The organism is Brumimicrobium mesophilum (assembly GCF_003025005.1).
GTDB lineage: Bacteria > Bacteroidota > Bacteroidia > Flavobacteriales_D > Crocinitomicaceae > Brumimicrobium > Brumimicrobium mesophilum.
The window spans coordinates 1-26,580 of sequence record NZ_PVSS01000009.1 but is presented as its reverse complement, the minus strand read 5'-3'; the positions used below and the strand labels follow the sequence as shown (position 1 = coordinate 26,580).

Annotated in this window: 22 protein-coding genes; 13 read left to right on the top strand and 9 right to left on the bottom strand. The window is 34.5% G+C overall.

Annotated features, from left to right (window positions below):
- Positions 1–17 precede the first annotated feature (17 nt).
- Both C6368_RS10330 and C6368_RS10325 read right to left on the bottom strand, forming a co-directional pair.
- Complete coding sequence (locus tag C6368_RS10330; RefSeq protein WP_107039129.1) at positions 18–581, bottom strand: Crp/Fnr family transcriptional regulator; 564 nt, start codon at positions 579–581, stop codon at positions 18–20.
- A gap of 22 nt (positions 582–603) precedes the next feature.
- Positions 604–1,065, bottom strand: a complete 462-nt coding sequence (locus C6368_RS10325; protein ID WP_107039128.1) for a hypothetical protein — start codon at positions 1,063–1,065, stop codon at positions 604–606.
- Positions 1,066–1,240: 175 nt separating this feature from the next.
- Between C6368_RS10325 and C6368_RS10320 the strand changes: the two genes are divergently transcribed.
- The gene (locus C6368_RS10320) at positions 1,241–1,723 is read left to right on the top strand and encodes a YkgJ family cysteine cluster protein (protein WP_107039127.1); all 483 of its coding nucleotides are present in this window, start codon (positions 1,241–1,243) and stop codon (positions 1,721–1,723) included.
- A 408-nt stretch (positions 1,724–2,131) separates the two neighbouring features.
- On the opposite strand, the gene clpB is transcribed toward C6368_RS10320, so the two are convergent.
- The gene (clpB, locus tag C6368_RS10315) at positions 2,132–4,750 is read right to left on the bottom strand and encodes an ATP-dependent chaperone ClpB (RefSeq protein ID WP_107039126.1); all 2,619 of its coding nucleotides are present in this window, start codon (positions 4,748–4,750) and stop codon (positions 2,132–2,134) included.
- 287 nt (positions 4,751–5,037) lie between these two features.
- Here clpB and C6368_RS10310 point away from each other — a divergent pair, with 287 nt between their 5' ends.
- The gene (locus C6368_RS10310) at positions 5,038–5,478 is read left to right on the top strand and encodes a hypothetical protein (protein WP_107039125.1); all 441 of its coding nucleotides are present in this window, start codon (positions 5,038–5,040) and stop codon (positions 5,476–5,478) included.
- Positions 5,479–5,598: 120 nt separating this feature from the next.
- Entirely contained in the window at positions 5,599–6,057 is a 459-nt protein-coding gene (locus C6368_RS10305; RefSeq protein WP_107039124.1) for a type I restriction enzyme HsdR N-terminal domain-containing protein, read from the top strand.
- 99 nt (positions 6,058–6,156) lie between these two features.
- On the opposite strand, the gene C6368_RS10300 is transcribed toward C6368_RS10305, so the two are convergent.
- The 3 genes from C6368_RS10300 to C6368_RS10290 all read right to left on the bottom strand — a co-directional run bounded on the left by C6368_RS10300 (position 6,157) and on the right by C6368_RS10290 (position 9,009).
- Positions 6,157–7,119: an OmpA family protein gene (locus C6368_RS10300; RefSeq protein ID WP_107039123.1), complete on the bottom strand. Its 963-nt coding sequence runs from the start codon at positions 7,117–7,119 to the stop codon at positions 6,157–6,159.
- Between the two features lie 242 nt (positions 7,120–7,361).
- Positions 7,362–8,306 carry a M20/M25/M40 family metallo-hydrolase gene (locus tag C6368_RS10295; protein ID WP_107039271.1) on the bottom strand — a complete coding sequence of 315 codons (945 nt, stop codon included), beginning with the start codon at positions 8,304–8,306 and terminating at the stop codon, positions 7,362–7,364.
- Positions 8,293–9,009: an IMPACT family protein gene (locus C6368_RS10290; RefSeq protein WP_199851620.1), complete on the bottom strand. Its 717-nt coding sequence runs from the start codon at positions 9,007–9,009 to the stop codon at positions 8,293–8,295. The genes C6368_RS10295 and C6368_RS10290 overlap by 14 nt, the downstream gene beginning before the upstream one ends.
- On the opposite strand from C6368_RS10290, the gene C6368_RS10285 reads away from it, so the two are divergent.
- The 3 genes from C6368_RS10285 to C6368_RS10280 all read left to right on the top strand — a co-directional run bounded on the left by C6368_RS10285 (position 8,954) and on the right by C6368_RS10280 (position 10,764).
- A complete protein-coding gene (locus tag C6368_RS10285) occupies positions 8,954–9,466 on the top strand; it encodes a hypothetical protein (RefSeq protein ID WP_159038548.1) in 513 nt (170 codons plus the stop codon). The two genes, C6368_RS10290 and C6368_RS10285, sit on opposite strands and share 56 nt — an antisense overlap.
- Positions 9,467–9,470: 4 nt before the next feature.
- A complete protein-coding gene (locus C6368_RS17295) occupies positions 9,471–9,620 on the top strand; it encodes a hypothetical protein (protein ID WP_159038547.1) in 150 nt (49 codons plus the stop codon).
- Between the two features lie 76 nt (positions 9,621–9,696).
- Positions 9,697–10,764 carry a bifunctional 3-deoxy-7-phosphoheptulonate synthase/chorismate mutase type II gene (locus C6368_RS10280; protein WP_107039121.1) on the top strand — a complete coding sequence of 356 codons (1,068 nt, stop codon included), beginning with the start codon at positions 9,697–9,699 and terminating at the stop codon, positions 10,762–10,764.
- A 99-nt stretch (positions 10,765–10,863) separates the two neighbouring features.
- On the opposite strand, the gene C6368_RS10275 is transcribed toward C6368_RS10280, so the two are convergent.
- The 3 genes from C6368_RS10275 to C6368_RS10265 all read right to left on the bottom strand — a co-directional run bounded on the left by C6368_RS10275 (position 10,864) and on the right by C6368_RS10265 (position 16,203).
- Entirely contained in the window at positions 10,864–15,111 is a 4,248-nt protein-coding gene (locus C6368_RS10275; protein ID WP_107039120.1) for a S8 family serine peptidase, read from the bottom strand.
- A gap of 125 nt (positions 15,112–15,236) precedes the next feature.
- Positions 15,237–15,683: a hypothetical protein gene (locus C6368_RS10270; protein ID WP_159038546.1), complete on the bottom strand. Its 447-nt coding sequence runs from the start codon at positions 15,681–15,683 to the stop codon at positions 15,237–15,239.
- 25 nt (positions 15,684–15,708) lie between these two features.
- Positions 15,709–16,203, bottom strand: a complete 495-nt coding sequence (locus C6368_RS10265; protein WP_107039118.1) for a hypothetical protein — start codon at positions 16,201–16,203, stop codon at positions 15,709–15,711.
- A gap of 259 nt (positions 16,204–16,462) precedes the next feature.
- Between C6368_RS10265 and C6368_RS10260 the strand changes: the two genes are divergently transcribed.
- From C6368_RS10260 to C6368_RS10230, 7 genes are all read left to right on the top strand, one after another.
- Positions 16,463–19,843 carry a methylmalonyl-CoA mutase family protein gene (locus C6368_RS10260; protein WP_107039117.1) on the top strand — a complete coding sequence of 1,127 codons (3,381 nt, stop codon included), beginning with the start codon at positions 16,463–16,465 and terminating at the stop codon, positions 19,841–19,843.
- Positions 19,844–19,977: 134 nt separating this feature from the next.
- Positions 19,978–20,274: a hypothetical protein gene (locus C6368_RS10255; protein WP_107039116.1), complete on the top strand. Its 297-nt coding sequence runs from the start codon at positions 19,978–19,980 to the stop codon at positions 20,272–20,274.
- A 6-nt stretch (positions 20,275–20,280) separates the two neighbouring features.
- Positions 20,281–20,568 (top strand): cell division protein ZapA, encoded by a 288-nt coding sequence (locus tag C6368_RS10250; protein WP_107039115.1) that lies wholly within the window; start codon positions 20,281–20,283, stop codon positions 20,566–20,568.
- A gap of 91 nt (positions 20,569–20,659) precedes the next feature.
- Entirely contained in the window at positions 20,660–22,192 is a 1,533-nt protein-coding gene (gene rny, locus C6368_RS10245) for a ribonuclease Y (protein ID WP_107039114.1), read from the top strand.
- A gap of 291 nt (positions 22,193–22,483) precedes the next feature.
- Positions 22,484–24,343: a T9SS type A sorting domain-containing protein gene (locus C6368_RS10240; RefSeq protein WP_107039113.1), complete on the top strand. Its 1,860-nt coding sequence runs from the start codon at positions 22,484–22,486 to the stop codon at positions 24,341–24,343.
- Positions 24,344–25,333 (top strand): RHS repeat-associated core domain-containing protein, encoded by a 990-nt coding sequence (locus tag C6368_RS10235; RefSeq protein WP_107039112.1) that lies wholly within the window; start codon positions 24,344–24,346, stop codon positions 25,331–25,333.
- A 4-nt stretch (positions 25,334–25,337) separates the two neighbouring features.
- A complete protein-coding gene (locus C6368_RS10230; RefSeq protein ID WP_107039111.1) occupies positions 25,338–26,288 on the top strand; it encodes a hypothetical protein in 951 nt (316 codons plus the stop codon).
- The last annotated feature ends 292 nt before the right edge of the window (positions 26,289–26,580 follow it).

Below are 26,580 nucleotides of genomic sequence, written 5' to 3'. Positions count from 1 at the left end.
GGGGAAAGGACAAATGTCTAATTCGCAATTGACTTTCTAATTCGGCTTAAATGCCTTTGTGTGATACCTAAATAGGAGGAAAGGTAATTAAGAGGAATAATTTTTAATAATTCTGGTTCGTTAATCATCATGTTTCTGTAGCGTTGATCGGCGCTTTCTTTTTGTAGAATGAAAATACGCTTTTCCATTTCAACGTATTCGTTTTCAGCATTGATTTTGAAAAATCGTAACCAATTTTCACTAGAATTCTCCAACTTCAATACGTCATCCCGCGTAAAGCTTAAAACCTCAATATCAGTAATCGCTTGAATATTTTCAATAGATTTAGATTGGGTTAAAAAAGAAGAATAAGCACTAACAAATGAATTCTCGAAACGAAAACAATAAGTAACTTCCTCACCGTTCGAAGTTGAGTAAAAAGACCTAAATATTCCTTTTGAAATAAAAGCTACTTCCTTACAAGTAGAACCTTCTCGTATAAAAAAATCACCTTTTTTGTATTTTTTTACTTTCGCCAATTTTTCAGCGATTTGAAGTTCTTTTTCAGTGAGTAATCTAAAGGATTTGAGATAATTTATCATGAAATAAAGTTAATGTTTTCATCTAATAAGGTCCAAACAAGACGGCTATAATTGAAATATCTATTTCTTTATCGAATGTAGCCAAGATATTCGAAAAACTATTTGCATCTCCATGATATATTTTATTTCCTCGAACTGTGAGTAAACAATCCACAAAGCTGGTAGATTCCCCTTTGTAAATTTTTCCATTGCTAATTGTATATAAAACATCTGTAAAACTCGTAGAATTCCCACGATAAATGATATTTCCTTTAACAGTGTAATGAATATCTGTAAAACTTATGGATTGATCCTTATAGAATTTCCCATCCTTTATGGTAAATTGAATATCCGTAAAACTTGTAGATCCCCCACGAAATATTTTATCACCATTTATGTTGTATAGTACATCAAAGTAACTGGTAGAATTCCCTTTGTAAATATTTGTTTGAGCGAAAAGTGTTAATGAGAAGAAGAGGGAAGCTATAATCAGAATGTTTTTCATAATTTGAATTTATCTTTTTTATTGAAAAATTATAGCCAAAGATAAGACGATTGATTTAACCTTGTTTCTCCATTCTTGTAATGAAACATTAAACAGCTTATGTTTTTGAGTATGATGAAATCATTAAACAGATATTTTTCTATTAACTAAATTTTATTCCCCTAACTTTGCAACAATGAAATATCAAGAGGACTTAGACATCGCAAAAGAGAACAAAGCCGACAATAAAAGGTTGGGAAAGCAAATGAGACGAACTCCAGAAAGAAAACTGGACGAAATTTTCCATGCGGAACACGAAAAAGCTTTTGAAGATATTGACTGCTTAGAATGTGCCAATTGTTGCAAAACAACAAGTCCGATTTTCAGAGATGTTGATATTAAAAGATTAGCAAAACGCTTTAGAGTAAAGCCAATTCAATTTATTGATCAATATTTAAGGGTTGATGAAGACGAAGATTATGTGTTAAAATTGGCTGAACCTTGTCCTTTCCTTTTTGATGATAATTCATGCAGTGTTTATGAAGATAGACCAAAAGCCTGCAGTGAATATCCACATACCGACAGAAAAAAAATGTTCCAAATTATTCCTTTAACATTGAAAAATACTGAAATCTGTCCTGCAGCAAGTAGAATAGTTGAAGCAATGAGAGATATTTAAATATCAGTATTGAGCAAGAGTATTGAGTAGAGAGGCGAGATCAAGGATTTTTTACTTTTTATAATTTAAATTCTCATTTTATTCTTTAGTCTTAAATGGTCTCAAATAAAATCATTATTCAGAAGAAATATGGTTAAGTCTGAGATGTAGGTGTGAATGTTAAATTTTATTTATTATATTTTTAATGATATTTCGATGCACCTCTCCCTTTGGAGGGAGATACAGAGTGAGGATTTTAGTGTGGTGTATTTGATTACTAGTAGGAGTGTCCTAATTGATTTTTCTCTGATAGTTAGTTATAATTTGTTACATAAAAAAAATCCCCCATACTTTTCAGTACAGAGGATTTCAACTTTTATTTCATTCTCACTTCCTTGCCGATTCATCGGCACTTCTTTCAAGAAATTGTTAAACAATTGCCTCTTCTTCTTCCGTAATCGGTTTTCTAAACACAATCTTACCATCGAATAAATCAACAATCACGTTTTGGGATTTGTCAATTTTCTGAGCGAGTAAATCTTTCGATAATTCATTCAAAATACTTTTTTGAATTACTCTTTTCACCGGTCTCGCTCCAAAATGTGGGTCGTAACCTGTTTCGGCAATCCAATTGAGGGCATCATCTTTTACAACCAATCTGATATCGTGTTGCTCTAATTGTTTTTTCAAGTTGTTCAACTGAATTTCTACAATTTGACGTGTATCTTCTTTTGTTAATGGAGTAAACAAGATTTGCTCATCGATTCTGTTTAAAAATTCTGGACGAATGTGTTGCTTCAAGAACTCATGCATTTCCATTTTTGTTTTCTCTTTAATTCTTGGGAGTTCCACATCTACAGCTGCATCAAAGTTTCTATGTATGATTTCCGCACCCATATTTGTAGTCATGATAATGATGGTGTTTTTGAAATTCACTAGCCTTCCTTTATTGTCGGTTAACCTTCCATCGTCTAAAACTTGTAATAAAACATTGAATACATCAGGATGCGCTTTTTCGATTTCGTCCAACAAAACAATAGAGTAGGGACGTCTGCGAACAGCTTCGGTCAATTGCCCACCTTCATCGTACCCAACATATCCTGGAGGAGCTCCAACTAAACGACTCACACTGTGTTTTTCTTGGTATTCACTCATGTCTATTCGCGTCATTGCGTTTTCATCGTTGAATAAATACGAAGCTAATGTTTTCGCCAATTCTGTTTTCCCAACACCTGTTGTACCCATGAAAAGGAAAGAACCAATTGGTCTATCTGGGTTTTGTAATCCTGCTTTATTTCTTCTCACAGCGTCAGAAACTGCTTCGATTGCATCTTCTTGTCCAACAACTCTTAACCTCAACTCATCTTCTAAACGTAAGAGTTTAGCTCTTTCGCTTTCCAACATTTTATTCACCGGAATTCCTGTCCACTTAGAAACTACATCCGCAATTTCTTCTGCATCCACTTCTTCCTTAATCATCTTACTGTCAGCTTGAAGGTCAATTAAGTCTGCTTTTCCTTTTTCAACTACTGCTTCCAGTTCTTTAATTTTTCCATAGCGCAATTCGGCTACTTTTCCATAATCTCCAGCGCGTTCTGCTTGATCGGCTTTCAATTTAGTTTGTTCAATTTCTTCCTTCGCATTTTGAATAACATCAATCACATCTTTCTCAGCTTTCCATTTCGCCATAAATTCATCACGCTGTTCAGAAAGATTTGCTAGTTCTGCTTTTAGACTCGATAATTTTTGTTGATCATTTTCTCGTTTAATTGCTTCTCGCTCAATCTCCAATTGCATGATTTTTCTTTCAATCTCATCCAATTCTTCAGGTTTTGAGTTGATTTCCATTCTCAATTTTGAAGCAGCTTCATCAATTAAGTCAATCGCTTTATCTGGTAGTTGTCTGTCGGTAATGTATCGTTGTGAAAGTTCCACCGCAGCAATAATCGCTTCATCTTTGATTAAAACCTTATGGTGATTTTCGTATTTTTCTTTAATTCCACGAAGAATTGAAATTGCATCATCCGAAGTTGGTTCATCAATTAAAACAGTTTGAAAACGTCTCACTAAAGCTTTGTCCTTCTCGAAATGTTTTTGGTATTCATCCAACGTTGTTGCTCCAACCGCTCTCAATTCTCCACGCGCTAAAGCAGGTTTTAGAATGTTTGCTGCATCCATAGCGCCTTCTCCAGCTCCAGCTCCTACAAGTGTATGAATTTCATCAATGAAAAGAATAATTTCTCCATCCGACTTGATCACCTCGTTCACAACTGCTTTTAATCGCTCCTCAAATTCTCCTTTGTATTTTGCTCCAGCAATTAATGCTCCCATATCCAAAGAATAAACAATTTTTGATTTTAAATTTTCAGGAACGTCTTCCGAAACTATCCTTTGAGCGATTCCTTCAGCAATTGCTGTTTTACCAACACCTGCTTCACCAATCATAATTGGATTGTTTTTCGTTCTTCGCGTTAGAATTTGCAGTACACGACGAATTTCTTCATCACGACCAATAATAGGGTCTAACTTCCCATTTTTCGCCATTTCATTTAAGTTGTTGGCAAATTTATCCAAAGACTTATATGTTCCGTCCTTGCCTTGAGAGTCTACAGATTCTCCATCTCTTAATTTCATAATTGCTTCTTTTAAAGTCGATTTTTTGAACTTATTGTCTTTCATTAAACTCGCCACTGTGTCGTTTCCATCCATCAATGCATAAAGTAAAACCTCTAATGAAAGAAACTCGTCCTTAAAATTGCGCATTTCATTCATCCCATAATTCAAAACACGTTGTAAGGTGTTGCTTAAATAAGGTTGACCACCTTGAACTTTCGGGTAGTTTTTTATTATACTATCCAAAGCACTTGTAAATATAGCCAAATCGCTATTTAATTCTTTAAATATAAAAGGAAGAACACTATCGTCGACCTGTATCATGCCGCGCAAAACATGTCCAGTTTCAATCGCCTGTTGACCGCCTTCAAGCGCAATTTTTTGCCCTTCGTGCACAGCCATCTGCGTTTTAGTTGTCCATTTATTAGTATCCATATTTTCTTGTTTTTTATTTCTTATTTTCGATAGACTTATATCAAAATCTAATCCATTAGAAAAAATGTATAGAATCGCTATGTATCAATGACAATATGGCATTCGGAAAGTTTTAGAGCTGACTAAAAGTCTGAAATTCGAGATTTCCCCATGATAAAATATAAATTATCTGACAAGATATGCGTTTTAGCGAGATTGAAGTTCAATATCTATCTTCAATTAAAAAGTTTTAAAAAAAGATGTAACTTGTCTAAAAATTTCCGTTACAGATAATACAAACATTACATATGAAAAAAACAGTCTTCCCCATCCTAACAGTTCTAATCTTAGGAATTTCAATTTCTATGAACATTCAAAAATTACCATCAGAACGAAAAATTCTTAAAAACATTAGTAAATCCTTTGGACATGTTCCTTCCGGGGAAGTGAACTTAGATGGAAATGATAAAAGGATATCAGAATTTCACATTTCTAAAACAGAGGTGAGCAATAAAGAATACCAAGAGTTCTTACATGAGCTGAAAGAAAATGGTGAAAATGAAATATATGAAGTTGCAAAAATTGATACTTTAGGTTGGCAAAAAGAATTTGGTCAAAAATCAGAGGCCTACTCAATACATTATCATAGGCATGATGGCGGTAAAGATATCCGTAATCGCAGTACGAAAAATTATGATGGGCCTTCACCAATGGTTGGTTTTAGAATAGTTACAACATCAATTAAGTAATGAGTGGTCAGTATTGGGGTTGATATTAAAGATTCCTCGCGCTAAACCCAAGACTCCTTTCTCAAAACTCAAGACTAAAAATAGTATTAAAAATAAAATTTTTAATACTATTTTTGCTCGATGTTAACACCATTAAATTTTCCCAAAACCCCATTAAAACTCTCCAAAAAAGGAGATGAAATATATGTTTGGGATATTTTTAGGAAAAAGAAATTACTTCTTACACCAGAAGAATGGGTAAGACAACATGTTTTGCATTTTTTGATTAATGAAAAAGAAGTTCCGGCAACCTTAATTGCTGCAGAATATCCTATCGAAGTCAATAAAATGGTGCGCCGATGCGATGGAGTACTTTTTAATCGTGAAGGAAAACCTATTGCAATTGTAGAATGCAAAGCGCCTAAAATTAATCTTACAGAAGCTGTTTTACATCAAATAGCACAATACAATTTCAGGTTACGGGTGAATTGGTTGATTCTTACGAACGGTCTTCAAACTATTGTAGCCTTCGTTGATCAAAGCTCTGGAGCTATTCAATACTTTGAAGAGATTCCTTTCTACGGAGAAATGATTAAATAAAAAAAGAGCAACATTTCTGTTGCTCCTTAATTCTTTGTTTTATCCTTATTCAAAAGTGTACTACAGCGAGTTACCAACTCGTCGTTTAATGAATACTTTTTATTTACCTATCAGCTCCATAACTTCCGTTAAATTTGGAGATAAAATAATTTCTGTTCTTCTGTTTTTAGCTTTTCCAGCGGAAGAGTCATTAGACGCCTTAGGTTCGTATTCTCCACGACCAGATGCAGTCAATCTATCTGGATCAAGTCCGTGTTCATCTTGTAATATTCTTACCATTGATGTGGCACGTGCTACACTTAAATCCCAGTTGTCGCTGTATTGCGCTGTTTTAATTGGAACATTGTCAGTGTGACCTTCAACCAATATTTGGAATTCTTTGTTCTTCTTTAATACTCCAGCCAATGCTTCCAATGCTTCTTTTCCTTTAGCTTGAACATTTGCTTTTCCTGATTGGAACATCAATTTATCTGACATCGAAACGTAAATCTTTCCATTTTTTATTTCAGTTGTCAATTCATCTCCATCAAATCCAAGTAAAGCTTCACGTAAAACTCTATTCAATCGGTTTGCAATTGAATCTTGACGAGCTATTTCTTCTTCTAATTTCTTGATTTCACCTTCTCTTTCACTTAAAGCAGCTTCCTTTTCAGCAAGTTTTCTTTCTTTTTCTTTGATTCTTTCATCATATAAGTGACCTTGATTCAGATTATTAGTTACAGCATCTGAATAGCGCTCGCTTAATTTCAAGTGTTCGCTTTCTAGATTCTTGAGCTTTTTACTTGTTAAAGCATTTTCTTCTTTCAAGTCTGCATTAATAGTTGATAAACTATCGTTAACGACTTCTAATTTCTGATTGTTTCTAATTAAAAAATCGTTTTCCTCTGTTTTGATACTCAAGTTTTCACACAATTCATCACGTTCTTCAACAACTTCTACCAATCGTTTACTTCCCGCAATTTCTCCAGGTGGTTTTTCTTCCCCACATTTATAAACAGGGGCGCAAGAAGCAAGAGAAAACAAAGCACCCATTGCAATGAATGCGAAATTCTTATTTTTCATAGTTTAATGTTAAATTTTTATGTAATTACTCAAATATACAGATTTTGAAAGCACTCTCGGAGAATTTTATTAATTATTAATGTTTACGATTTAATTATTAACGCGAGTTGAGTTGGACTTCTTCAAAATCAGACACAATTTCTAAGCTGTCGAAATTCAATGCCAAACCCATTAAACATTAATAATTTAACTTTAACCATTAGTAAAAGTGCCGATAAACATTAATAATTTATCATTAACCATTATTTATTCATCTCTTTCATTAAGACCTTGTATAGCTTTATCATTTCCTCGATGTCACTTAAGTAAACCTTTTCAGTTGGCGAATGAACATTGTCTTCCGGAGCGCCTATAAAACACCAGTCAAAAGGTAAATCCGTGTCTTGTAGCATTGAACCGTCACTTCCTCCAGCAGATTCAACCTCCAATTGGAATTGAATGTCGTTTTCTTTTGCAATAGAAATAATTTTATTCAGGAAGCTCTTTCTTGGAATAGCTTTGTCACGCATTGAAATGGCAACACCTCCTCCATGTTTAACACCATCTGTTACCCATGTTATATCCGAAATTAATGCTTGACGAACATTGAAACTGTTGTATAAGAAACGGCCTAAAAATCCAACTGATCCACCGCCATGTTCTTCATAAGTAGAAAATACAATTGCACCATTTTCTATGTCTTCGCAGATTGTTAATGCATTTAAAACGCCTAAACGATTATCTAGATATGGTGTTTGAACATATTGTTCTGTTAATTTGAAATTCGGTTTGAATGTTAAATCTGTTCCCCTGTCAATTTCCCTATCGAAAACATATTTCAAACTTGTATTTCCTTCGTCATCTTCAATAATCATAAGTTCGGTTTCAATTTCACCTTGACTATCACTTCCTACTAGCTTCATCCCATCAATGGCTCTTGGTCCGCCAATTTTAATGAGATTTTGGTTGTAAGCCGTTGTAAAACCTATTGTATCCATATGTGCGAAAACAGCCGTTTTTGGTTTTCCAAATATCAGCACAATGGCATCTTGAAATCCTTCTCCATAATGCACCGAAACTTCGCTTTTCCAAGATTTTTTGTTGGATTCAATATAATCGAGAATGAAATCCCTAATATCTCCTTCATTTCCTGAAGCTCCCCTAACTTCTATTAATTGCTCTAGTAATTCTGGTTTAAAATGTGCCAATTTTTTCAATTTTTAGTGAATCAAATGATTCTAGTTTAGATAAAAGTAATTCAGTCGATTCTATTTTGATTGCTATTTGTAGGTAACAATCATTCTCAAAAATTTGTTTGTTGATATTTGCATCACTGTCTTTTACAACATCCATGATTAAAGCCATATCTTGATAGTTGAAAAATAATTCAAAGCGATCTTTTACAACTTCTTTGATTATTTTTCCATTTTCTAAAGCTTCCTTGGCAGCCGTTCGATAGGCATTTATTAATCCTCCAACACCTAATTTTTTACCTCCATAATATCGGACAACACCAATTAAAACATTGGTTAAATCGAAAGATTGAATTTGACCTAATATTGGTGCTCCAGCAGAATTACTCGGTTCTCCGTCATCATTCGCTCGAAAAACATCTTGTTTTATACCAAACCGATAGGCATAGCATAAATGTCTGGCTTGATGATGATCATTTTTCCATTGGGCTAAAATCTGTTTTGCTTCTTCTTCGTCCTCACAGTTAATTGCAATTCCAATAAACTTAGAACCTTTTTCCTTATATTGACCTTCTGAAGTGCCTTTTAATGTTTTGTATGTTGTGGGTATTTTCAGTATTTTTGAGTTTTGTGCAAATATAATAAAGTAATCGCTGAAATAAATGAAGACTAATTTATCTATACTATTTACCTTTGCATTGATCCTATTCTCTTGCAATAAAGATGAGCAATCATGTTCTGATGGTATTTTTACTCCGGAAAAAGAAGAAAAACTTGATTGTGGAGGTGTTTGTCCACCTTGCGATTTTGTTCCAACAATTATTGATACTTATCTTTCCGCTGAAATAAACGACCAGCAAATTTCATTCAATAATTTTAGTTTGTCAAAAACACCTGATTGGATTTTTAGTTTTGATAATGATACAATTTCGGTAAATGTTAATTTTGGAAGTGGAGATTCTTTAGGTGGTAGACCAATTTCAACTACATTTTCTATAGGAGAATTGAATAATATTAATTACTCAACTTTGCATAGCGGTTTTGTTGCTTTTGAAGAAATTAACGATGTAGAAAATTATCTTTCAGGTATATTTACAGCGAAATTTATTTCAGATATTAATGTTTTTGATACCCTAGTGATCAAAGGAGCACAATTCGCAAAAATCAATTGGTGAAATTATGAAAATCAATTTCCGCGTTATTTTGGGATTAGCCTTAGTAGCTATTACATTTTATGATATTACTTTGGCTGGATTCGAGATTAAACATGCCGTTTTTATTAGCATCGCTGGTCTAGCCATTTTTTTAGCTTTAAAGAAAAAAGCCTAATCCAGTCTTGAAATTAATATAAAAGAAATCTATTTCGATACTTAGTTGTTGATGTAATAAGAAATTGATAGAGCAAATGAAATTGGATTTACAAAATAATTTAAAAAGATATAAGCGACCATTTTTAATTGCAGGTCCATGCAGTGTTGAAAGTGAGGATCAAGTGATGGAAATAGCGAAATCAATTGCTATTTCTAAACCAGCATTAATTCGAGGTGGAATTTGGAAACCTAGAACCAGACCAGATTCTTTTGAAGGTGTTGGTACCATAGGTTTACCGTGGCTCGTGAACGCAGGAAAGGAGGTTGGAATACCTGTTACGACAGAAGTTGCAAATGCTAAACATGTAGAAGCAGCTTTGAAAGCGGGTGTTGATGTTTTATGGATAGGAGCAAGGACCACTGTAAACCCTTTTGCAGTTCAAGAAATTGCCGATGCGATTCAAGGAACAGAAATTACAGTTATGGTGAAGAATCCAATAAATCCTGATCTCATGCTGTGGATTGGTGCTTTCGAAAGATTTCAAAAAGCCGGAATAACTGATTTGATTGCCATTCATAGAGGTTTCTCAGTTTATAAACATCCGAGATATAGAAATGTACCGAATTGGGAAATTCCAATTGGTTTAACTGAAGAACTACCAGAAATACCAGTTATTTGTGATCCTAGTCATATTTCTGGAAGAAGAGACGGATTGCTTCATGTTTCCCAAAAGGCTATGGACTTAAATTTTGCGGGATTGATGATTGAAACACATAACAATCCTGACAAAGCTTGGTCCGATGCCCAACAACAAATTACACCTGAAAAGTTGAGTGAATTGTTGCAGCAACTCATATTGAGAAAAGCGGATATAAAAGTTGAAGAACTTGATTTTATTGGGTTTCAAAGAAGCAAAATTGCTGAATTAGACAATCAACTGTTCAAATTGTTAAAAGAAAGAATGGAAATAGTTAGAGACATAGGTCTCTACAAGAAAGAAAATAACATCACAATTCTTCAATCTGATCACTGGAAGAGAATGATTAATCAAAGGCTTTCTCAAGCTAAGGAATTAGAGTTGACTATCGATTTTTTAAGAAGTGTTTTAGATGCCATTCACCAAGAATCTATTCGCCACCAAACCAAGGTGATGAACCCATAGCTAATTGGGGATTATTAATTACAAATTGTAGGTTATTGCTTTTTTTAACGTTACTGCGAGATTATGCGGTAACGGTTTTTCTCAGTATATTCTTTTTCTTTAATTCTTCACAATTCTAAACACTTTATCTACATCTTCTGTTTCAACATGGATCATGTAAACAGCGGATTCGAACGGGAGATTAATTTCAATATTATCGGTGTCTTGAACAGTTATTTTTGTAAGGAGTTGACCTAGAATTGAATAGATCTGAATGTTTACTTGTTCTTTCTTGGTGCCAAATTGAAGTCTAACCCCATCTTTCGTTGGATTAGGAAAGACATTTACACTGTCGCTAGCATAGTCGTAAAAAGTACTCTGATTGAATTCAATACAATCAGATAATTGAGTACAACCATTTTGAGTTACTTCAACAGCGTATTCTCCATCTTGAGTTGGTGTAAAGGTCGCATTGGTATCTCCTGGAATTGGAGAGAAATTGTTCAAACAATCTACCCATTGATATTTCGCACCAACAGCATCTGCATTCAATTGAAATCCAGATTGAGTTATTCCTACTTCAACATCGATAAAAGATATGGTTAATGTGTCGGATTGAAGTGAGCAAGTTCCATTCACGTTATAGGTAACATATATTTCATCTGATTCAACTGCATTTTCAAAATAATGAGAAGCATTTGTTCCAGAATAAACTAAATTGCCATTCAAATAATATTCTACAAATTCACCAAAATTATTTGCTTGAACTATTACTGAGTCACCACTACAAAATGGACTTCCAGAAAGTTGAGGTTGCTCTTCGAAAACATAAATATGGTCTACATAAGTTAATGTATCGTCACCAACTGTATTTGTTGCGATAAGTTCAACTGTGTAAAGGCCGGAAGCGTTAAAACTAACTTCAGGATTTTCAGAATTGTTATTTGTTCCTGCTTCAAAACTCACAGTGTTTGGTAGGAAGTTCCATTCGTAAGAAGTTGCATAAGTAGAAGTATTGGAAATGGTAGTGGAGCCATTGTTGCAAAGATTTGTTTCGTTTACTGTGAATTCTGCGATTGGAGCTGGAGATATATTAATATCGTCGATTGCCAAATCAGATGTCCATCCGCTTGATGCATTTGAACCCCTAATTATTATGACCACATTTTGATTGCTAAATTGCGAAAGATCAACTATCTGATTAATCCATAAATCCCCTTTTTCACCAACAACAGGAATCATTATATCTTCAAAAAATTCACCATCTGCTAAAACGTCAACATGTAATTCTCCAATTGAAGTTCCGTAAGCATGATACCAAAATGAAAGTTGTGCATTGGTGATTCCAGTCAAGTCTATACATGGAGACATTAGTTTTGCAGTAGAGTTATTACATGGCCCTGACCCTTCGATATACAAATATTTACCATTTCCAGATGTGTGGTCTGATGAGGGTCCTGTATCTGCCGAAATTGTAGATCCATCTTGTGTTCTCCAATCAATATCATCACCTGTTCCGTTTGGAACATTGTACCAACCATCTTGTAAAATACATGTGCCTATTTCACAATTTGAAGAGGTACTGCAATTATTGAAGTTGTCAAAGGTTTGTTCTAAATAAGGTCCTGAACCCGTACTTGAATAAACAATAATGTCATTCACGATTGAATCATTTAATATATTAGAATCTCCGTTTAAATGTGTCCAAACTGCAAGGGTATTACTGCCTGGTAATAGATCGACTGAAGAATTAAATGTGTACTCATAATTTGCTGCAGAAGATAAATTTGTAAACAAGGTGTCTAAATAAATTGCACCTCCATTTAACTGATATCCAATAGGTAAAGTGTCAATTGAATTGACACCATAATTTCTTAAATTAATTTTAATTGATAATCCATTGCTCATACAGCTAGGGAAATTTAAACTTCCAGGCGTAATAAGTTTGGTAGCTCCAATGTCATTCGAATTACAATTCAAATCTGAAGGTGCTCGTTCAACAGCAATTACTCTTCTGCTGGTAACACCATTAATAACTGCTGCGATTGAAAAGTATTCGATTTCTGTTGAGGACAAACCGTTAATAATTATTGAGTTCGAAGTTGTGTACATTATAGAATCCATATAGTTTCCAACAATACGATAAACAATATATCCATCTGCATTTGGAAAGTCGTCCCAAACAAACATTGATGAATCTGCGCATGTCCATGCTACAATTAAGTTTTCAGCTTGTTGAGCAATAGTGAAAGTTGTATCACTTTGTCCATTTGAATTTCCTCTATCAACTTTGATAAGGGCAGTATTTGTTAAATCTTGTGGCACATTCCAATCGTAATATCTTTCGGCTTCTCCTATTCCAGTTGCTATGCTACTCCAAGTACTTCCGTTGTCATTACTGTAAGAAATCTCAAAATCTTGTCCATTGCTCACAGCGTCCCATCTAATTCTTTGAGTCTCATTAGGTGTAAATTTTTCTCCTCCATGTGGGTGTGTTACAATGATGTCGTCATAAACGAATTCATAAGTCATGAAGTAGGTTTGAGGACCTTGTGGAATCATGGTCCCTTGCACATTTAATTGGTAGTTTCCTGCTTGAGGGTCAGTAATTGTTATTTGTTCGTTATTGTTTAACGTGTCTGTTGCACGAACAGCATTTTGATTCAATGTAGCGGGGTTAAACGAAGGATTCAGAACCCATGGTTGATAGCTATTAGAGCTTGGCTCTGTAAGTGTGATATCTAAATCATTAACCAAAGATCTTGTCGTTATTCCCGATGTAGCTTCATAGTCAACCCAATAAACCATCACTTTTACTTCCTTTACATTTGCTGGTACCGTAATGTTGTGGCTGTTATTTGCTCCATTTGCTATGGATGCTTCAATATGATTTCCTTCTTTTATTACTTCATAAGCTCGTCTGGCATTCACATGTCCAAAACCAGTTTTGAAATCCGGCCCAGGATTTAACATATCATCGGCGGTATTCATGATTACTGCCTTCAATAAACCTGCTGAAGGAGTGGTGTTGCTATTATGAAAACGATAAGCTTCAATTAATTGTGCGAAAACACCTGCTAAATTGGGAGAAGCATAGGAAGTTCCACCTTGACCTGGAGCAATAATATGCGGTAAAATTCTACCATCTTTTGCAGGGCCTCTGCTGCTAAAGTTGGTTAATTCACCATTATCACCTGAAGACCCCACATTGAAAATGTTCTTGGCCATTTTTGCCATTCCTGTAATGTTACCCCAGCTAAATAATCCCGCGTAGCAATTGCTTGTTCCAGCATTTCCAGCAGAATGTGTAATGATAAATGTTGGGTATGTACGAACGTAATAATCATAAGTGGAAGATGAGGCGTTATAGGTTTGAGTTCCTGATGGACATCCCCATCCATAAGAACGATTGACGATATTCATTCCTCCCGTAGCGGCATCTTGAGTGTTGATGCTCCCAGAAAATAGACTTGCTCCAAAAGCAGTTCCTTCTTCTGTAGGATTCAGATTTCCTGCTTTCGCCATTCGGGTTCCTACGTTCGTTTTATGTGAGCTTGGAGTCGTAGCGTTCTCAAAACTTCTATCAATTCTACTTCTAAAGTTTGGGTTTTCAATTGGGTCTAATATTCCACCTTCATCAACTGCAATATTTGCTCCTGATCCATCGAAGTAATAATTCTTTCCAGGGTTATTGGAAATGTAAGTGCTTATAATTCGCTCAGACTCTTCAAGAATGGTTTCGTTTTGAATCGGAGGATCAACAAATTCTATGAATTGAACTAAAGGATGGTCTGCCAAATCTATTAATTCAGAAGCAGATGTACTCAATTCAACACTATTTAAAATGTTATCTTCCTTTGTAATTGTAACACTGTATTTATTTAAAATTGATTGAAATGAGGTGTTTTTAGTTGAAGCGAAAAACACTACTCGGGCATTTACTTTGTCTAATGAACCTGCATAAAAAGGGATATCTCCAGATTTTAATTCACTCACTATTTTCCAATCAGAATTGATTTTCGTAATATTTCGAACATTATTTGAAGTTAAAGTTTGAATGTCTGTGCTTGGTTTAACACGGGCTACCCAACTGAAATTTGGAATATATTTTAGTAATTCTATACCGTTTGCTAATAATGTAGCTTTGTTTTCTTCCGATGGAATTGTATTAAATTGAAGTAAAACAATAAAATCTCCTTCAAATTCAATAGTTAAATCATTTTTTAGGCTCTCCCAGTTTTGTGCAATTGATCCTTTTATTTGAATTGGCGTGTTACCTATATGGATAAGGTGATTTCGATTTGATTCTTGCGCGAAAAATGAAAAGCAAAAGAATATATAGAACAGTGCAACTGAAAGCTTCTTCATAAATAGATTGTGTAATTTTCCGTTAAAATAGAGAATTATGAAAAGAAATGAGACTTTTTAAAGACCTAAATCTGTTTTTACTATTTGGCAGACAGAATTTCACTTTTTTGAAAGTTAAAATATTATCACTCTTTCTCACAAGTATGCCTATACATGCGATGGTCTGTAATTTCTATACTTGAACCATTGGGTGTATAAGTAGAAGTACCACTTCGGGTAAGAATTAATGAATTTTTCTCCCATTCAATATCAAAAGTACGTGTTGATTCAAATTCATAGAAATCTAATATTAATTCTGAATCAGAATTTGTGTATTTGAAATTTGACTTCTGTGCGTCATAACCATCAGAATCTATCATCCAACCTGACCCATCCTTTTCAAATTGGAAAATTCCAATATTTTCATTTACTTCATTTTTCTCGTTAGCTGGCCAATTAGAAGTTACAATTTCTTCATATTTTACGATATCCCATTTGCCACCATTCTTCCATAGATTTCTTTCTATTTTCTTTTCTTTGCTGCACGAGAATATTAAGAAAAGTGTAAGTGTTATAAATATTAATCTTTGCATCATTAATGATTTTAGTGTTTGAGTTTTACTTTTTCTCACAATTAAACTTCATCGAATAAATGGATGTTACTTTTGATCCTGGAATCGTATCATTGAATTGATCAAGATCGTAATCAACATGAGTTTCATTGTGACTGTAGATCATTTTGTCCTCTTCCCACTCTAAGTCAAAAGCTGCGCCTTGAGCATCTGTAAAAATAAAGAAAATCGAATTTTCAGTAAAGTGATAGGTAAAATCAGCGTTGATTTGTTCTTCGTATATAATAATCTCTAAATATTCTGCTAATTCTTCTGAGTATTTGAATTTTCCAGTTCCGTCCTTATTAAATTGAATAGAGCCTCCATTGCTGATTAATGTCGAATAGTCAAATTGTGAAGCAGGGATTTTATAGGCTGATTGTTCAAATGATTTGATTTCCCATTCTCCTCCATTATTCCAAAGATTCTTTTCGATTTTATTTTCTTTTTTGCATCCCAATGCAAGAAAAGCGATGAGTAAAATAACTAGTAGATTTTTCATAATGTAGTTTAATATAAAATATAAATCTACAGTTTATTAATTCAAATGACAAATTTCATCTTGTGACCTTGCTCAACTTCTGAACTACTAATGTTTAAATAATTCACGTTTTAACAATTGGAGATGCATAGACTCAGCTTCAAGTTTTACCATTTATACAATATCCGTCTCCTTCCATCTCTTTTGAAATAACCAAGTAAAACCAAGCTCATTTCAACATAAACTCATTATATTTGCGGGTATTCAGTATTTTGAAATTATGGAGAAAATATTACCTTATAAAACAAAGAATAAAGTTAGAATAGTTACCGCAGCCTCACTTTTTGACGGCCACGACGCAGCTATTAACGTAATGCGTAGAATCATCCAAGCTTCCGGTTGTGAAGTGATACACCTTGGGCACGATAGAAGTGTTGATGAGGTGGTGAATTGCGCAATTCAAGAAGATGTACAAGCAATTGCAATGACTTCTTACCAAGGAGGTCATACAGAATATTTAAAATATATGTACGATTTGCTCCAAGAAAGAGGAGCACCGCAAATCAAAATATTTGCTGGGGGAGGTGGAACAATTCTACCTTCTGAAATCGAAGAATTACAAGCTTATGGAATCACGAGAATTTATCATCCAGATGATGGTCGTGAAATGGGCTTGCAAGGAATGATCAATGATTTAATAGAGAAATCTGACTTTCCAGTTGGACAAAACGTGAAAATTGATCCAAAAACTCTAAAGAATAAGAAAGATGCAGATATCGCTAAAGTGATTTCAGCTGCAGAAAATTATCCTGAAGAATCGAAAGCTCTATTAGACGAAATGCACGGTTTGGCTGAAAAAGCTAATGTTCCTGTTTTAGGAATCACTGGGACAGGTGGTGCAGGTAAATCATCTTTGGTAGATGAATTGGTTCGCCGTTTCTTAATCGATTTCGATGACAAAAAAATAGCTGTTGTTTCTGTTGACCCTTCGAAAAGAAAAACAGGAGGAGCTTTATTGGGTGACCGTATTCGTATGAATTCAATTTCTAGCGATAGGGTATACATGCGCTCTTTGGCAACTAGACAATCTAACTTAGCCTTGTCAAAATATGTTGGTGAAGCATTATTGGTGCTAAAAGCAGCTGAATTTGATTTGATTATTCTAGAAACTTCTGGAATTGGTCAGTCTGATACTGAGATTATGGAACATTCTGATGTGAGTTTGTACGTAATGACACCAGAATATGGAGCAGCAACACAATTAGAGAAAATTGATATGCTGGACTTTGCGGATGTTATCGCCTTAAATAAATTCGATAAACGTGGAGCTTTAGATGCATTGAGAGATGTACGTAAACAATACCAAAGAAATCACGTAAAATTTGATGACCCGGTAGATTCAATGCCAGTTTTTGGGACGATTGCATCGCAATTTAATGATCCAGGAATGAACCAATTGTACAAAGTACTTTTGGAAACATTGAAGGAGAAAACCGATACGAAACTAGAATCTACTTTCGAGATTACAGATGAAATGTCTGAGAAGATTTTTGTTATTCCACCGGAAAGAACACGTTATTTATCAGAAATTTCTGAAAGCAACCGTAATTATGACCGTTGGGTTGATGCACAAGTGATTGTTGCAGATAAAATGTATGCCGTTCAAAAATCAATTGAAACTATTTCTGACAGTGAAATGGATGATAAAGATAGATTGGTTAAAGGTTTGACTGAAACTTTCGAGAAATTGAAAATGGATTTGAACCCACACAATATGGTGGCAATCGAAACTTGGGGAGATACAGTTCAAAAATACAAAGACCCAGTTTTTAAATTTAAAGTGAGAGATAAAGAATTAAAAATTCAAACCCATTCAGAGTCACTTTCTCATTTACAGATACCTAAAATAGCTTTACCAAAATATTCTTCTTGGGGAGATATTTTAAGATGGTTATTGCAAGAAAATGTACCAGGAGAATATCCTTATACCGCCGGATTATTCCCATTCAAACGTGAAGGAGAAGATCCAACAAGAATGTTTGCGGGTGAAGGAGGGCCTGAGCGTACTAATAAACGTTTCCATTACGTAAGTTTGGGAATGCCAGCAAAACGACTTTCAACAGCTTTTGATTCTGTTACTTTATATGGAAATGATCCAGCTGAACGTCCAGATATTTATGGTAAAATCGGTAATTCAGGTGTTTCGATTTGCTGTTTAGATGATGCCAAGAAGTTGTATTCTGGATTCGATTTAAGTGATCCTAAAACATCTGTATCAATGACAATTAATGGTCCAGCGCCAATGTTGTTAGGATATTTCATGAATGCTGCAATTGACCAGGCTTGTGAAAAATATATTAAAGAAAACGGATTAGAAGATGAAGTTCGTCAGAAGATAAAATCAATTTTCGATGCTTTGGGTACAAAACAACCTGTTTATCAAGGCGATCTTCCTCAAGGAAATGATGGACTTGGATTAATGTTGTTAGGAATAACTGGAGATCAAGTTTTACCAGCAGATGTTTATGAAGAAATCAAGAAAAATACGCTTTCTGTTGTTCGTGGAACAGTTCAAGCAGATATCTTGAAAGAAGATCAAGCTCAAAACACGTGTATTTTCTCTACAGAATTTGCTTTGCGTTTAATGGGAGATGTTCAGGAATACTTCATTTCTGAAAAAGTTAGAAATTTCTATTCTGTATCAATTTCTGGATACCATATTTCTGAAGCAGGAGCAAACCCAATTACACAATTGGCATTGACACTTTCTAACGGATTTACGTATGTTGAGTATTACCTAAGCCGTGGAATGGATATCAATGAATTTGGTCCAAATCTTTCATTCTTCTTCTCAAATGGAGTTGATCCAGAATATGCTGTTATTGGTAGAGTGGCAAGAAGAATTTGGGCGAAAGCAATGCGTGAGAAATACGGAGCAAACAAACGTGCTCAAATGTTGAAATACCACATTCAAACATCTGGTCGTTCGTTACACGCTCAAGAAATTGATTTCAACGATATTCGTACAACTTTACAAGCGCTTTATGCAATTTACGACAACTGTAATTCATTGCATACAAATGCTTATGATGAGGCAATTACAACACCTACAGAAAACTCTGTACGTAGAGCAATGGCAATTCAGCTAATCATCAACAAGGAGTTAGGTTTAACTAAAAACGAAAATCCAATTCAAGGTTCGTTCATCATTGAAGAGTTAACTGATTTAGTTGAAGAAGCTGTTTTAACTGAATTCGATAGAATTGCAGAAAGAGGAGGAGTTCTTGGAGCAATGGAAACAATGTACCAACGTTCAAAAATTCAAGAAGAGTCGTTGCATTACGAAACCTTGAAACATACAGGTGAATTTCCAATTATAGGAGTAAATACTTTCAAAAGTTCAACAGGTTCGCCAACGATTGTTCCAAAAGAAGTAATTCGTGCAACTGAAGAAGAAAAGCAATATCAAATTGAAATGCTTTCTGATTTAAAAGAAGCCCGTAAAACTGAATCAGAAAAATGGTTGACAATTCTTCAAGAAGCAGCCATCAAGAATGAGAATATGTTCGAAAAATTAATGGAAGCAAGTAAATTCTGTTCTTTAGGACAGATTACAAGTGCTTTGTTTGATGTAGGAGGGCAGTACAGAAGAAATATGTAATATTTTAAATCGTGGAGGCGCAATGCATTGCGTCTCCACATTATAAAACATTGCGCCTCTACATGAAAAATCATTCGAAAAAATAATTGTTTTATATCCATGCAAATATTATCTTTGTGTGATTCGTACAAAAAATGGAAGAAATTCAAAAAGTCATAGCAGAAATAGAGTCTAAGGTCGCAAAGATGCGAGCTGCTTTAGTGGATGTTAAAACTGAAAACATAAAATTAGCATCAGAAGTGCAATTGCTTAATGAAAAATTAGGTCAGCGCGAGGAAGAGGTTGAAGATTTCAGGGAAAAGTACGATGGTTTAAAGCGTCAACATGAGGAACGCCTTTCACTTGAAGATCAAGATAAGAAAGGAAATGAAGCTCAAATAGACGCGTTAGTTAGGGAAATAGATGACTGTATAGGTCGATTGAAAGCATAAATATATATGAGTAAAGTGTCAATTAAAATAGTTATTGCCGGAAGAAATTATCCGCTTACCATCAATGAAGGTGAGGAGGAAAAGATCCGTAAAGCTGTGGAAGACATTAATACCAATGTTCAAAAGCTACAAGAGAGTTATGCAGTAAAAGATATGCAAGATTTATTAGCAATGACTTCATTGCAATTGGCCACACGAGCAAATGCAACTCCTTCAGATGGTAAGGAGCGAGTAGTAAAATCGGATGTGCTAGAGGCTTTAACCTTATTGTCACAAACTGTAGAAGGAGAATAATAAGCTTGCATATTTTGTTATAAACGTTTCCCATTTTTTTTAATAGCATTCCTGCTCTTAAGAGATTTGGGATTTTTAATTTTTAATAATTATGGAAATAATAATAGGGATAAGTATAGGGCTGATAGTAGGGGTCATACTTGCCGTGGTAGTGCAAAATGTACTATTAAAGAAAAGAAAAGAACAAATCCTTAAAGAGGCTGAAACCGAGGGTGAGTCAATAAAAAAAGACAAGATTATTCAGGCAAAAGAGAAATTCTTAAACTTGAAAGAAAGTCACGAGAAAACAATGAAAGATCGTGAGCGTAAATTACAATCTGCAGAAGATAGAACTAAAGCTAAAGAGAAAAATTTATCGAAAAAAATTGAAGAAAATAACCGCAAGGAAAAATCCATTGATTCGAAAACAGCATCTTTAGAAGAAAAGATTCAATTGGTTCAGACCAAACAAGATGAATTAGAAAAAATTCAAGATAAGCGTGTTTTAGAGCTGTCTCGTATTTCAGGAATGGATGTCGACGAGGCCAAAAAACAGTTAATGGAAGCTTTAAAGGATGAAGCGAGAACAGGAGCAATGTCACATATTAAAGATATTGTTGATGAGGCGAAATTGAACGCTAACAGAGAAGCGAAGAAAATCATTATCCAAGCTATTCAACGTGTTGCACATGAGCAAGCAGTTGAAAATGCTGTTTCTGTATTCAACATTGATTCAGATGAGGTAAAAGGTAGAATTATTGGTCGTGAAGGTAGAAATATTCGTGCTTTAGAAGCAGCTACTGGAGTTGAAATCGTTGTTGACGATACACCAGAAGCAATTTTACTTTCTTGTTTTGATCCAGTAAGAAGAGAAATAGCAAGATTATCTATGCACCAATTGGTTTCTGATGGTCGTATTCACCCAGCGCGTATTGAAGAAGTTGTTGCGAAAACAAGAAAATCTTTGGATGATGAAATCGCTGAAACTGGCCGTCGTACTTGTATCGATTTAGGAATTCATGGTTTACATCCTGAATTATTGAAAATGGTAGGTCGAATGAAATACCGTTCTTCTTACGGACAAAACCTATTGCAACACAGTAGAGAAGTAGCGAATATTTGTGCAATCATGGCTTCAGAGTTAGGCTTGAATGTGAAATTAGCGAAACGTGCTGGTTTGCTTCACGATATTGGAAAAGTTCCTGAAGACGAACCAGAATTGCCACACGCAATCTTGGGGATGAAAATTGCTGAGAAATTTGGTGAAAAACCAGATGTGTGTAACGCAATTGGAGCTCACCACGATGAAATAGAAATGACAACAATGATTTCTCCACTTGTTCAGATAGCAGATGCTATTTCTGGAGCAAGACCTGGAGCTCGTCGTGAGGTTGTAGAATCTTACATCAATAGAATTAAAGAATTAGAAAATCACGCCCTTTCTTATGACGGTGTAATTAAAGCTTATGCGATTCAAGCAGGTAGAGAATTGCGCGTTATGGTAGAAAGCGAGAAAGTATCCGATTTAAAAGCGGATGAACTTTCTTTTGCCATCTCACAAAAAATTCAAACTGAAATGACCTACCCAGGTCAAGTGAAAGTTACTTTGATTCGTGAAAGAAGATCAGTTAACTACGCCAAGTAGATAATTACGAATTTTTAAATATTCATATTATACAAGCCATTCTCTTTGAGGATGGCTTTTTTCTTTTTAACATCTTTTTCCAAAGTCCAAAGCCTTACTTGTGCTATCACTAGTGTCACCGTGAATGTCGCCGCGAGTGTTACCGCGAGTTTTCAACTCGTGGTTGCACTCTCGGTCTACACACTCACGTTAATCATTAATAATTTACCATTAATCATTAAAAACTAGCCTTACAATATTTCCAACTTAAATCGTTTAGTAAATTGAGTTTAATCTCAGTATATTTATAACATGAAAAATATTTACTTTTTAATAACCATTTTCTTCGTATCTGTAAGTACCAATTCTTTTGCTCAAGAAGTGGATAAATCGAATGCAATAAAGAAACAAGGAACTTATATGGGTTTGTCTAAACCATTGAAGGATTTACCTCAAATTCATGATGAAAATTCGGTAGTTTATTATAACGATGAAGCAAAAGTGAGGAAAAATAGAGTTCGACCAGAATATATTGATTCGACAGCTTTACCTCTTAAATATGATCCATTAATTAAGAGTCAAAACTTCAGCACTAAAGGGCCTGCAGAAAAACCGCGTGGTGAGGTAAATCTACTAGAAAATTTTGATGGAATGAATGGTTCTTTTCCACCAGATCCTTCAGGAGCTGTGAGTGATGAATATTATGTTCAAGCAGTAAATACGGCTTATCGTGTATATAACATAGATGGTACCCCTGTTACTGGTGTTATCCAGTTAAATAATTTATGGCCAGGGTCTTCGAATTCTGGAGATCCTATTGTGATGTACGACAGACACGCTGATAGATTTGTCGTTACCCAATTTCAAACGGGGTCAAATGAAATTCTACTTGCTGTATCACTATCTGATGATCCAACTGGAGCTTATCACTTATATTCTTTTTCCTTTAACCGTTTCCCTGATTATCCAAAGTATTCTGTTTGGTCGGATGGTTATTATATGACATCAAACACGCAAGGAAAAGGTGTTGTAGCTTTCGAACGTGATAAAATGTTAGTTGGTGACCCCACAGCTTCTATGATTAATTTGGATTTACCGGATTTTGCTAGAGAATACGGGTTTAACAGTGTATTGCCTGCTGATGCGGATGGAGATTTACCGCCTTATGGAACTCCAATTAGCATGTTTTTGTTTCAAGATGATTCGTGGAGTGGATCAGTTACCGAAGATCACATAAAAGTTTTGAAGATGACTACGGATTGGAATATTCCCAACAACTCTTCCATTGTAATTGACCAAGAAATTATTACTGTACCTTTTAATTCAACATTTACGAATTCTTGGGATGACATCGAACAACAAGCATCTAATCAAAAATTAGATGCTATCGCTTCAGTTTTCAACTATAGAGCACAATATTTAAAATGGCCAACTTATAATACAGTTTTACTTTGTAATGTTGTAGATATCGATGATGAGAATACTGCTGGTATTCGTTGGTATGAATTGCGTCAAGATAATGATGGAGATGATTGGGGAATTCATCAACAAGGAACCTATTCAATTGATGATGGAAATAGTCGTTTTTTGGGAAGTATTGCCATGGATTATAATGGTCATATCGGAATGGGATACTCAGTATCTGGAACTACGGAATATCCGGGTTTAGCAGCAACAGGACGTTTTTCTAATGATAATTTAGGTGAGTTCACTTTTACAGAAACTTGGGCTCAGAAAGGTCTATCAGCGCAATCGGGAGGAAATCGGTTTGGAGATTACTCTCACATGTCATTATCACCAAATGGACAGGAATTTTGGTACACTGGAGAATACATTGGTGCATTTGGAGCAAGGAAAACAAGAATATTTTCTTTCAATCTTCAAAGTCAGGTGAGTGTAGAAAATGAAAGTTTAACAAATGACCCAACTTTAGTTTTAATTCAAAACGAAGATCAAATCATAGTTGAAGGAAATTTCCTACCTAATTCTTCAGAAATGTACATCGATTTATTCGACATCAGTGGAAAATTAATCGAGCGTCAAACTAAAAGCACAGTCGATGGAAAAATTAAAACTTCCTTTGACAAAACCACACTTTCAAATGGGATTTACCTCGTAAGAATAGGTAAAGAGAGTTTTATGAGAGTTGAGAAAATTGTAATTTCGAAGTAGATGTTGAGTTTAGGTTCGTACCGTTATGGCTTCAATGGCATGGAGAAAGATGATAAGATTAAAGGAGAGGGGAATAGCCTTGATTTTGGAGCTAGAATATACGACCCTAGAGTTGGGAGGTGGTTGAGTACTGATCCTTTGGAATCAGAATACATTGATCAAAGTCCTTATAATTTTGTGGCTAACAACCCAATAGGTCATAAAGATCCTGATGGTGAAAGGATAATTGTTCCTATGAGATTAAATGGAGGTTTGTTTGGATGGTTTAAAGTTAGAATGCAAATAGCTTTTAGAAAAAGAAACGACCCAGTTTTTGCAGATCAATTTGCAAAAGATCGAAAAGATAATAACTTACACATATATCGATCTACTTCATATAGTGGGAATGGAAGTGGACGACACGATGATGCTTCATGGACTAAACCCACAATAATAAAAGTTGATGAGAGTGTTGTTGAAAGGGTTGGAAGGTATAATAGGTTAGCAAAAAGACTACAAAGAAAATCAAAAAGAAAACCTGGAGGATCATCATCTTCAATTCAAGTTAATTATGAGTATAGACCTACTGATTACGTTACTGGAATAAACAATGATGTAGAAGGTATACCAAATACTGAAGGACAAGATTTTAAAACGATTAACTCTTTTGTTTCCAGTGGTTTTCAGTCATTTAGTATTACTGGAGATAATCGTCCAATTGGTGATAGAATTCAAATTTCAGATAACAATGGGAATATTCTTTTCGACACGGCAAATTTACCTGGTGCTAATGCAAATGGGGAGGTCTCAAATTCATATACATCAGGAATCATAAACGTACCTTCTGGTACGAATAAATTAAATATAACTGTCAATGGAAATTCTCCCTCTCCTGGCTCACGATTTAGCTATAGAATAACTACAACAGAAAATACATCTAGAGAGGGTACTACAACTAAAGAGGCTAGAAAGATGTCTCGAAAAGGGCAAGTTGTTTTTGAAAAACCATAATACCATGAAAAAATCACAAGCTTTGTTATTGCTTCTATATTTTTGTGTAAATACTCAACTTTTACTTTCTCAAAGCATTATTCAAAAAGATAATATATTCGAAGAAAATTATGATGTATACAATCTTTTTGGAAATAGTAGTATTGATAGTATCTCATATGTGTTCTATCGAGAAATGATTGAGCATGTTGAGAAGGACTCTCTTAGCTTGGCTGTAATTGTAGATGTGGACCATAGTTTTTTTCAATATAAACTTACTGATTGTAAATGTAGGTTTACTACAAATGATTTTGAAATAGGAGGAGAGTTAAAATATAAAATCGGATTTTTAAATTACCTACTTGATAAAGCGGCAGAGAATACAAAGCTTCACGTGTTCGGTATTACAGGCCCGTCAATGGATAGTCATTCTTTGAAATTTTATCAAAGTTTATATCCTACTATTTCTATTGACTTACAGAAAGCTTATGATACAATAAGGTTCAATACGGATAGTTTGTTGGTTTCATTAAGCTGGAGCAAAGTAAATAAAGCACTAAATTTAATTGATGACGATTGGGATAGGTTTAATGTGGAAATGGTTTTTAATAGTTTGAGAAAAAATGATTTTCGTTCATTTGTACAAAGAAAAATACTTTCTTTTAGAAGAGTACTGAAATTGGAGAATAATTATTTCAATCATGATAGTAGGGTAATGTTTGATGATGATCTGAAAATAAAATATTTATACTTAAATAGTTCATGGGTTCACAAGGATAAGTTTTTGAGAAGGGGTGAAAAACTAGTTAAAAATAAATTTTATCAAGAAAACATTCATTTATTTAGCGAGGAAAGAATATATTTATTCAATTCAGCTAAGAACAAGTTTATCAAGACAGGTTTAATAAAGGATGGATTATCGTATTTAATAAGTTATGATGATAGATATGAATCTAAAATATTCATGAATAAATAATTAATTAGTGATTCTCAACCTATCGAGGAGAAGAATCTTGCCCCAAGCTGTNNNAGATCCGACAGCTGTACGGATTAGCGAAGCCTTCTCGTGGCCTTGGGCTTACCTTTTACTCCACTTCTGTGAGCTTTGAGAAGTATGAAAAACGGCAGAAATGAGCACTAATTTTTGAGTTTCCTCCCAAGCTGACGCGAGATTTAGCGAAGCTTCTCGTGGCCTTGGGTCTCCAAACATAAATCTCAGTCAAAAAAGCTTACAAAAACATCATTCCATAAACTTTGATTGAATAATT

Coding starts and splice junctions, on each gene's coding strand:
- C6368_RS10235 (WP_107039112.1), top strand. CDS start 24,344: ATGTTGAGTTTAGGTTCGTACCGTTATGGCTTCAATGGCATGGAGAAA.
- C6368_RS10285 (WP_159038548.1), top strand. CDS start 8,954: ATGAAGACTAATTTATCTATACTATTTACCTTTGCATTGATCCTATTC.
- clpB (WP_107039126.1), bottom strand. CDS start 4,750: ATGGATACTAATAAATGGACAACTAAAACGCAGATGGCTGTGCACGAA.
- C6368_RS10300 (WP_107039123.1), bottom strand. CDS start 7,119: ATGAAAAATAAGAATTTCGCATTCATTGCAATGGGTGCTTTGTTTTCT.
- C6368_RS10250 (WP_107039115.1), top strand. CDS start 20,281: ATGAGTAAAGTGTCAATTAAAATAGTTATTGCCGGAAGAAATTATCCG.
- C6368_RS10270 (WP_159038546.1), bottom strand. CDS start 15,683: ATGCAAAGATTAATATTTATAACACTTACACTTTTCTTAATATTCTCG.
- C6368_RS10320 (WP_107039127.1), top strand. CDS start 1,241: ATGAAATATCAAGAGGACTTAGACATCGCAAAAGAGAACAAAGCCGAC.
- C6368_RS10325 (WP_107039128.1), bottom strand. CDS start 1,065: ATGAAAAACATTCTGATTATAGCTTCCCTCTTCTTCTCATTAACACTT.
- rny (WP_107039114.1), top strand. CDS start 20,660: ATGGAAATAATAATAGGGATAAGTATAGGGCTGATAGTAGGGGTCATA.
- C6368_RS10330 (WP_107039129.1), bottom strand. CDS start 581: ATGATAAATTATCTCAAATCCTTTAGATTACTCACTGAAAAAGAACTT.
- C6368_RS10305 (WP_107039124.1), top strand. CDS start 5,599: ATGTTAACACCATTAAATTTTCCCAAAACCCCATTAAAACTCTCCAAA.
- C6368_RS10255 (WP_107039116.1), top strand. CDS start 19,978: ATGGAAGAAATTCAAAAAGTCATAGCAGAAATAGAGTCTAAGGTCGCA.
- C6368_RS10275 (WP_107039120.1), bottom strand. CDS start 15,111: ATGAAGAAGCTTTCAGTTGCACTGTTCTATATATTCTTTTGCTTTTCA.
- C6368_RS17295 (WP_159038547.1), top strand. CDS start 9,471: ATGAAAATCAATTTCCGCGTTATTTTGGGATTAGCCTTAGTAGCTATT.
- C6368_RS10230 (WP_107039111.1), top strand. CDS start 25,338: ATGAAAAAATCACAAGCTTTGTTATTGCTTCTATATTTTTGTGTAAAT.
- C6368_RS10260 (WP_107039117.1), top strand. CDS start 16,463: ATGGAGAAAATATTACCTTATAAAACAAAGAATAAAGTTAGAATAGTT.
- C6368_RS10310 (WP_107039125.1), top strand. CDS start 5,038: ATGAAAAAAACAGTCTTCCCCATCCTAACAGTTCTAATCTTAGGAATT.
- C6368_RS10240 (WP_107039113.1), top strand. CDS start 22,484: ATGAAAAATATTTACTTTTTAATAACCATTTTCTTCGTATCTGTAAGT.
- C6368_RS10280 (WP_107039121.1), top strand. CDS start 9,697: ATGAAATTGGATTTACAAAATAATTTAAAAAGATATAAGCGACCATTT.
- C6368_RS10265 (WP_107039118.1), bottom strand. CDS start 16,203: ATGAAAAATCTACTAGTTATTTTACTCATCGCTTTTCTTGCATTGGGA.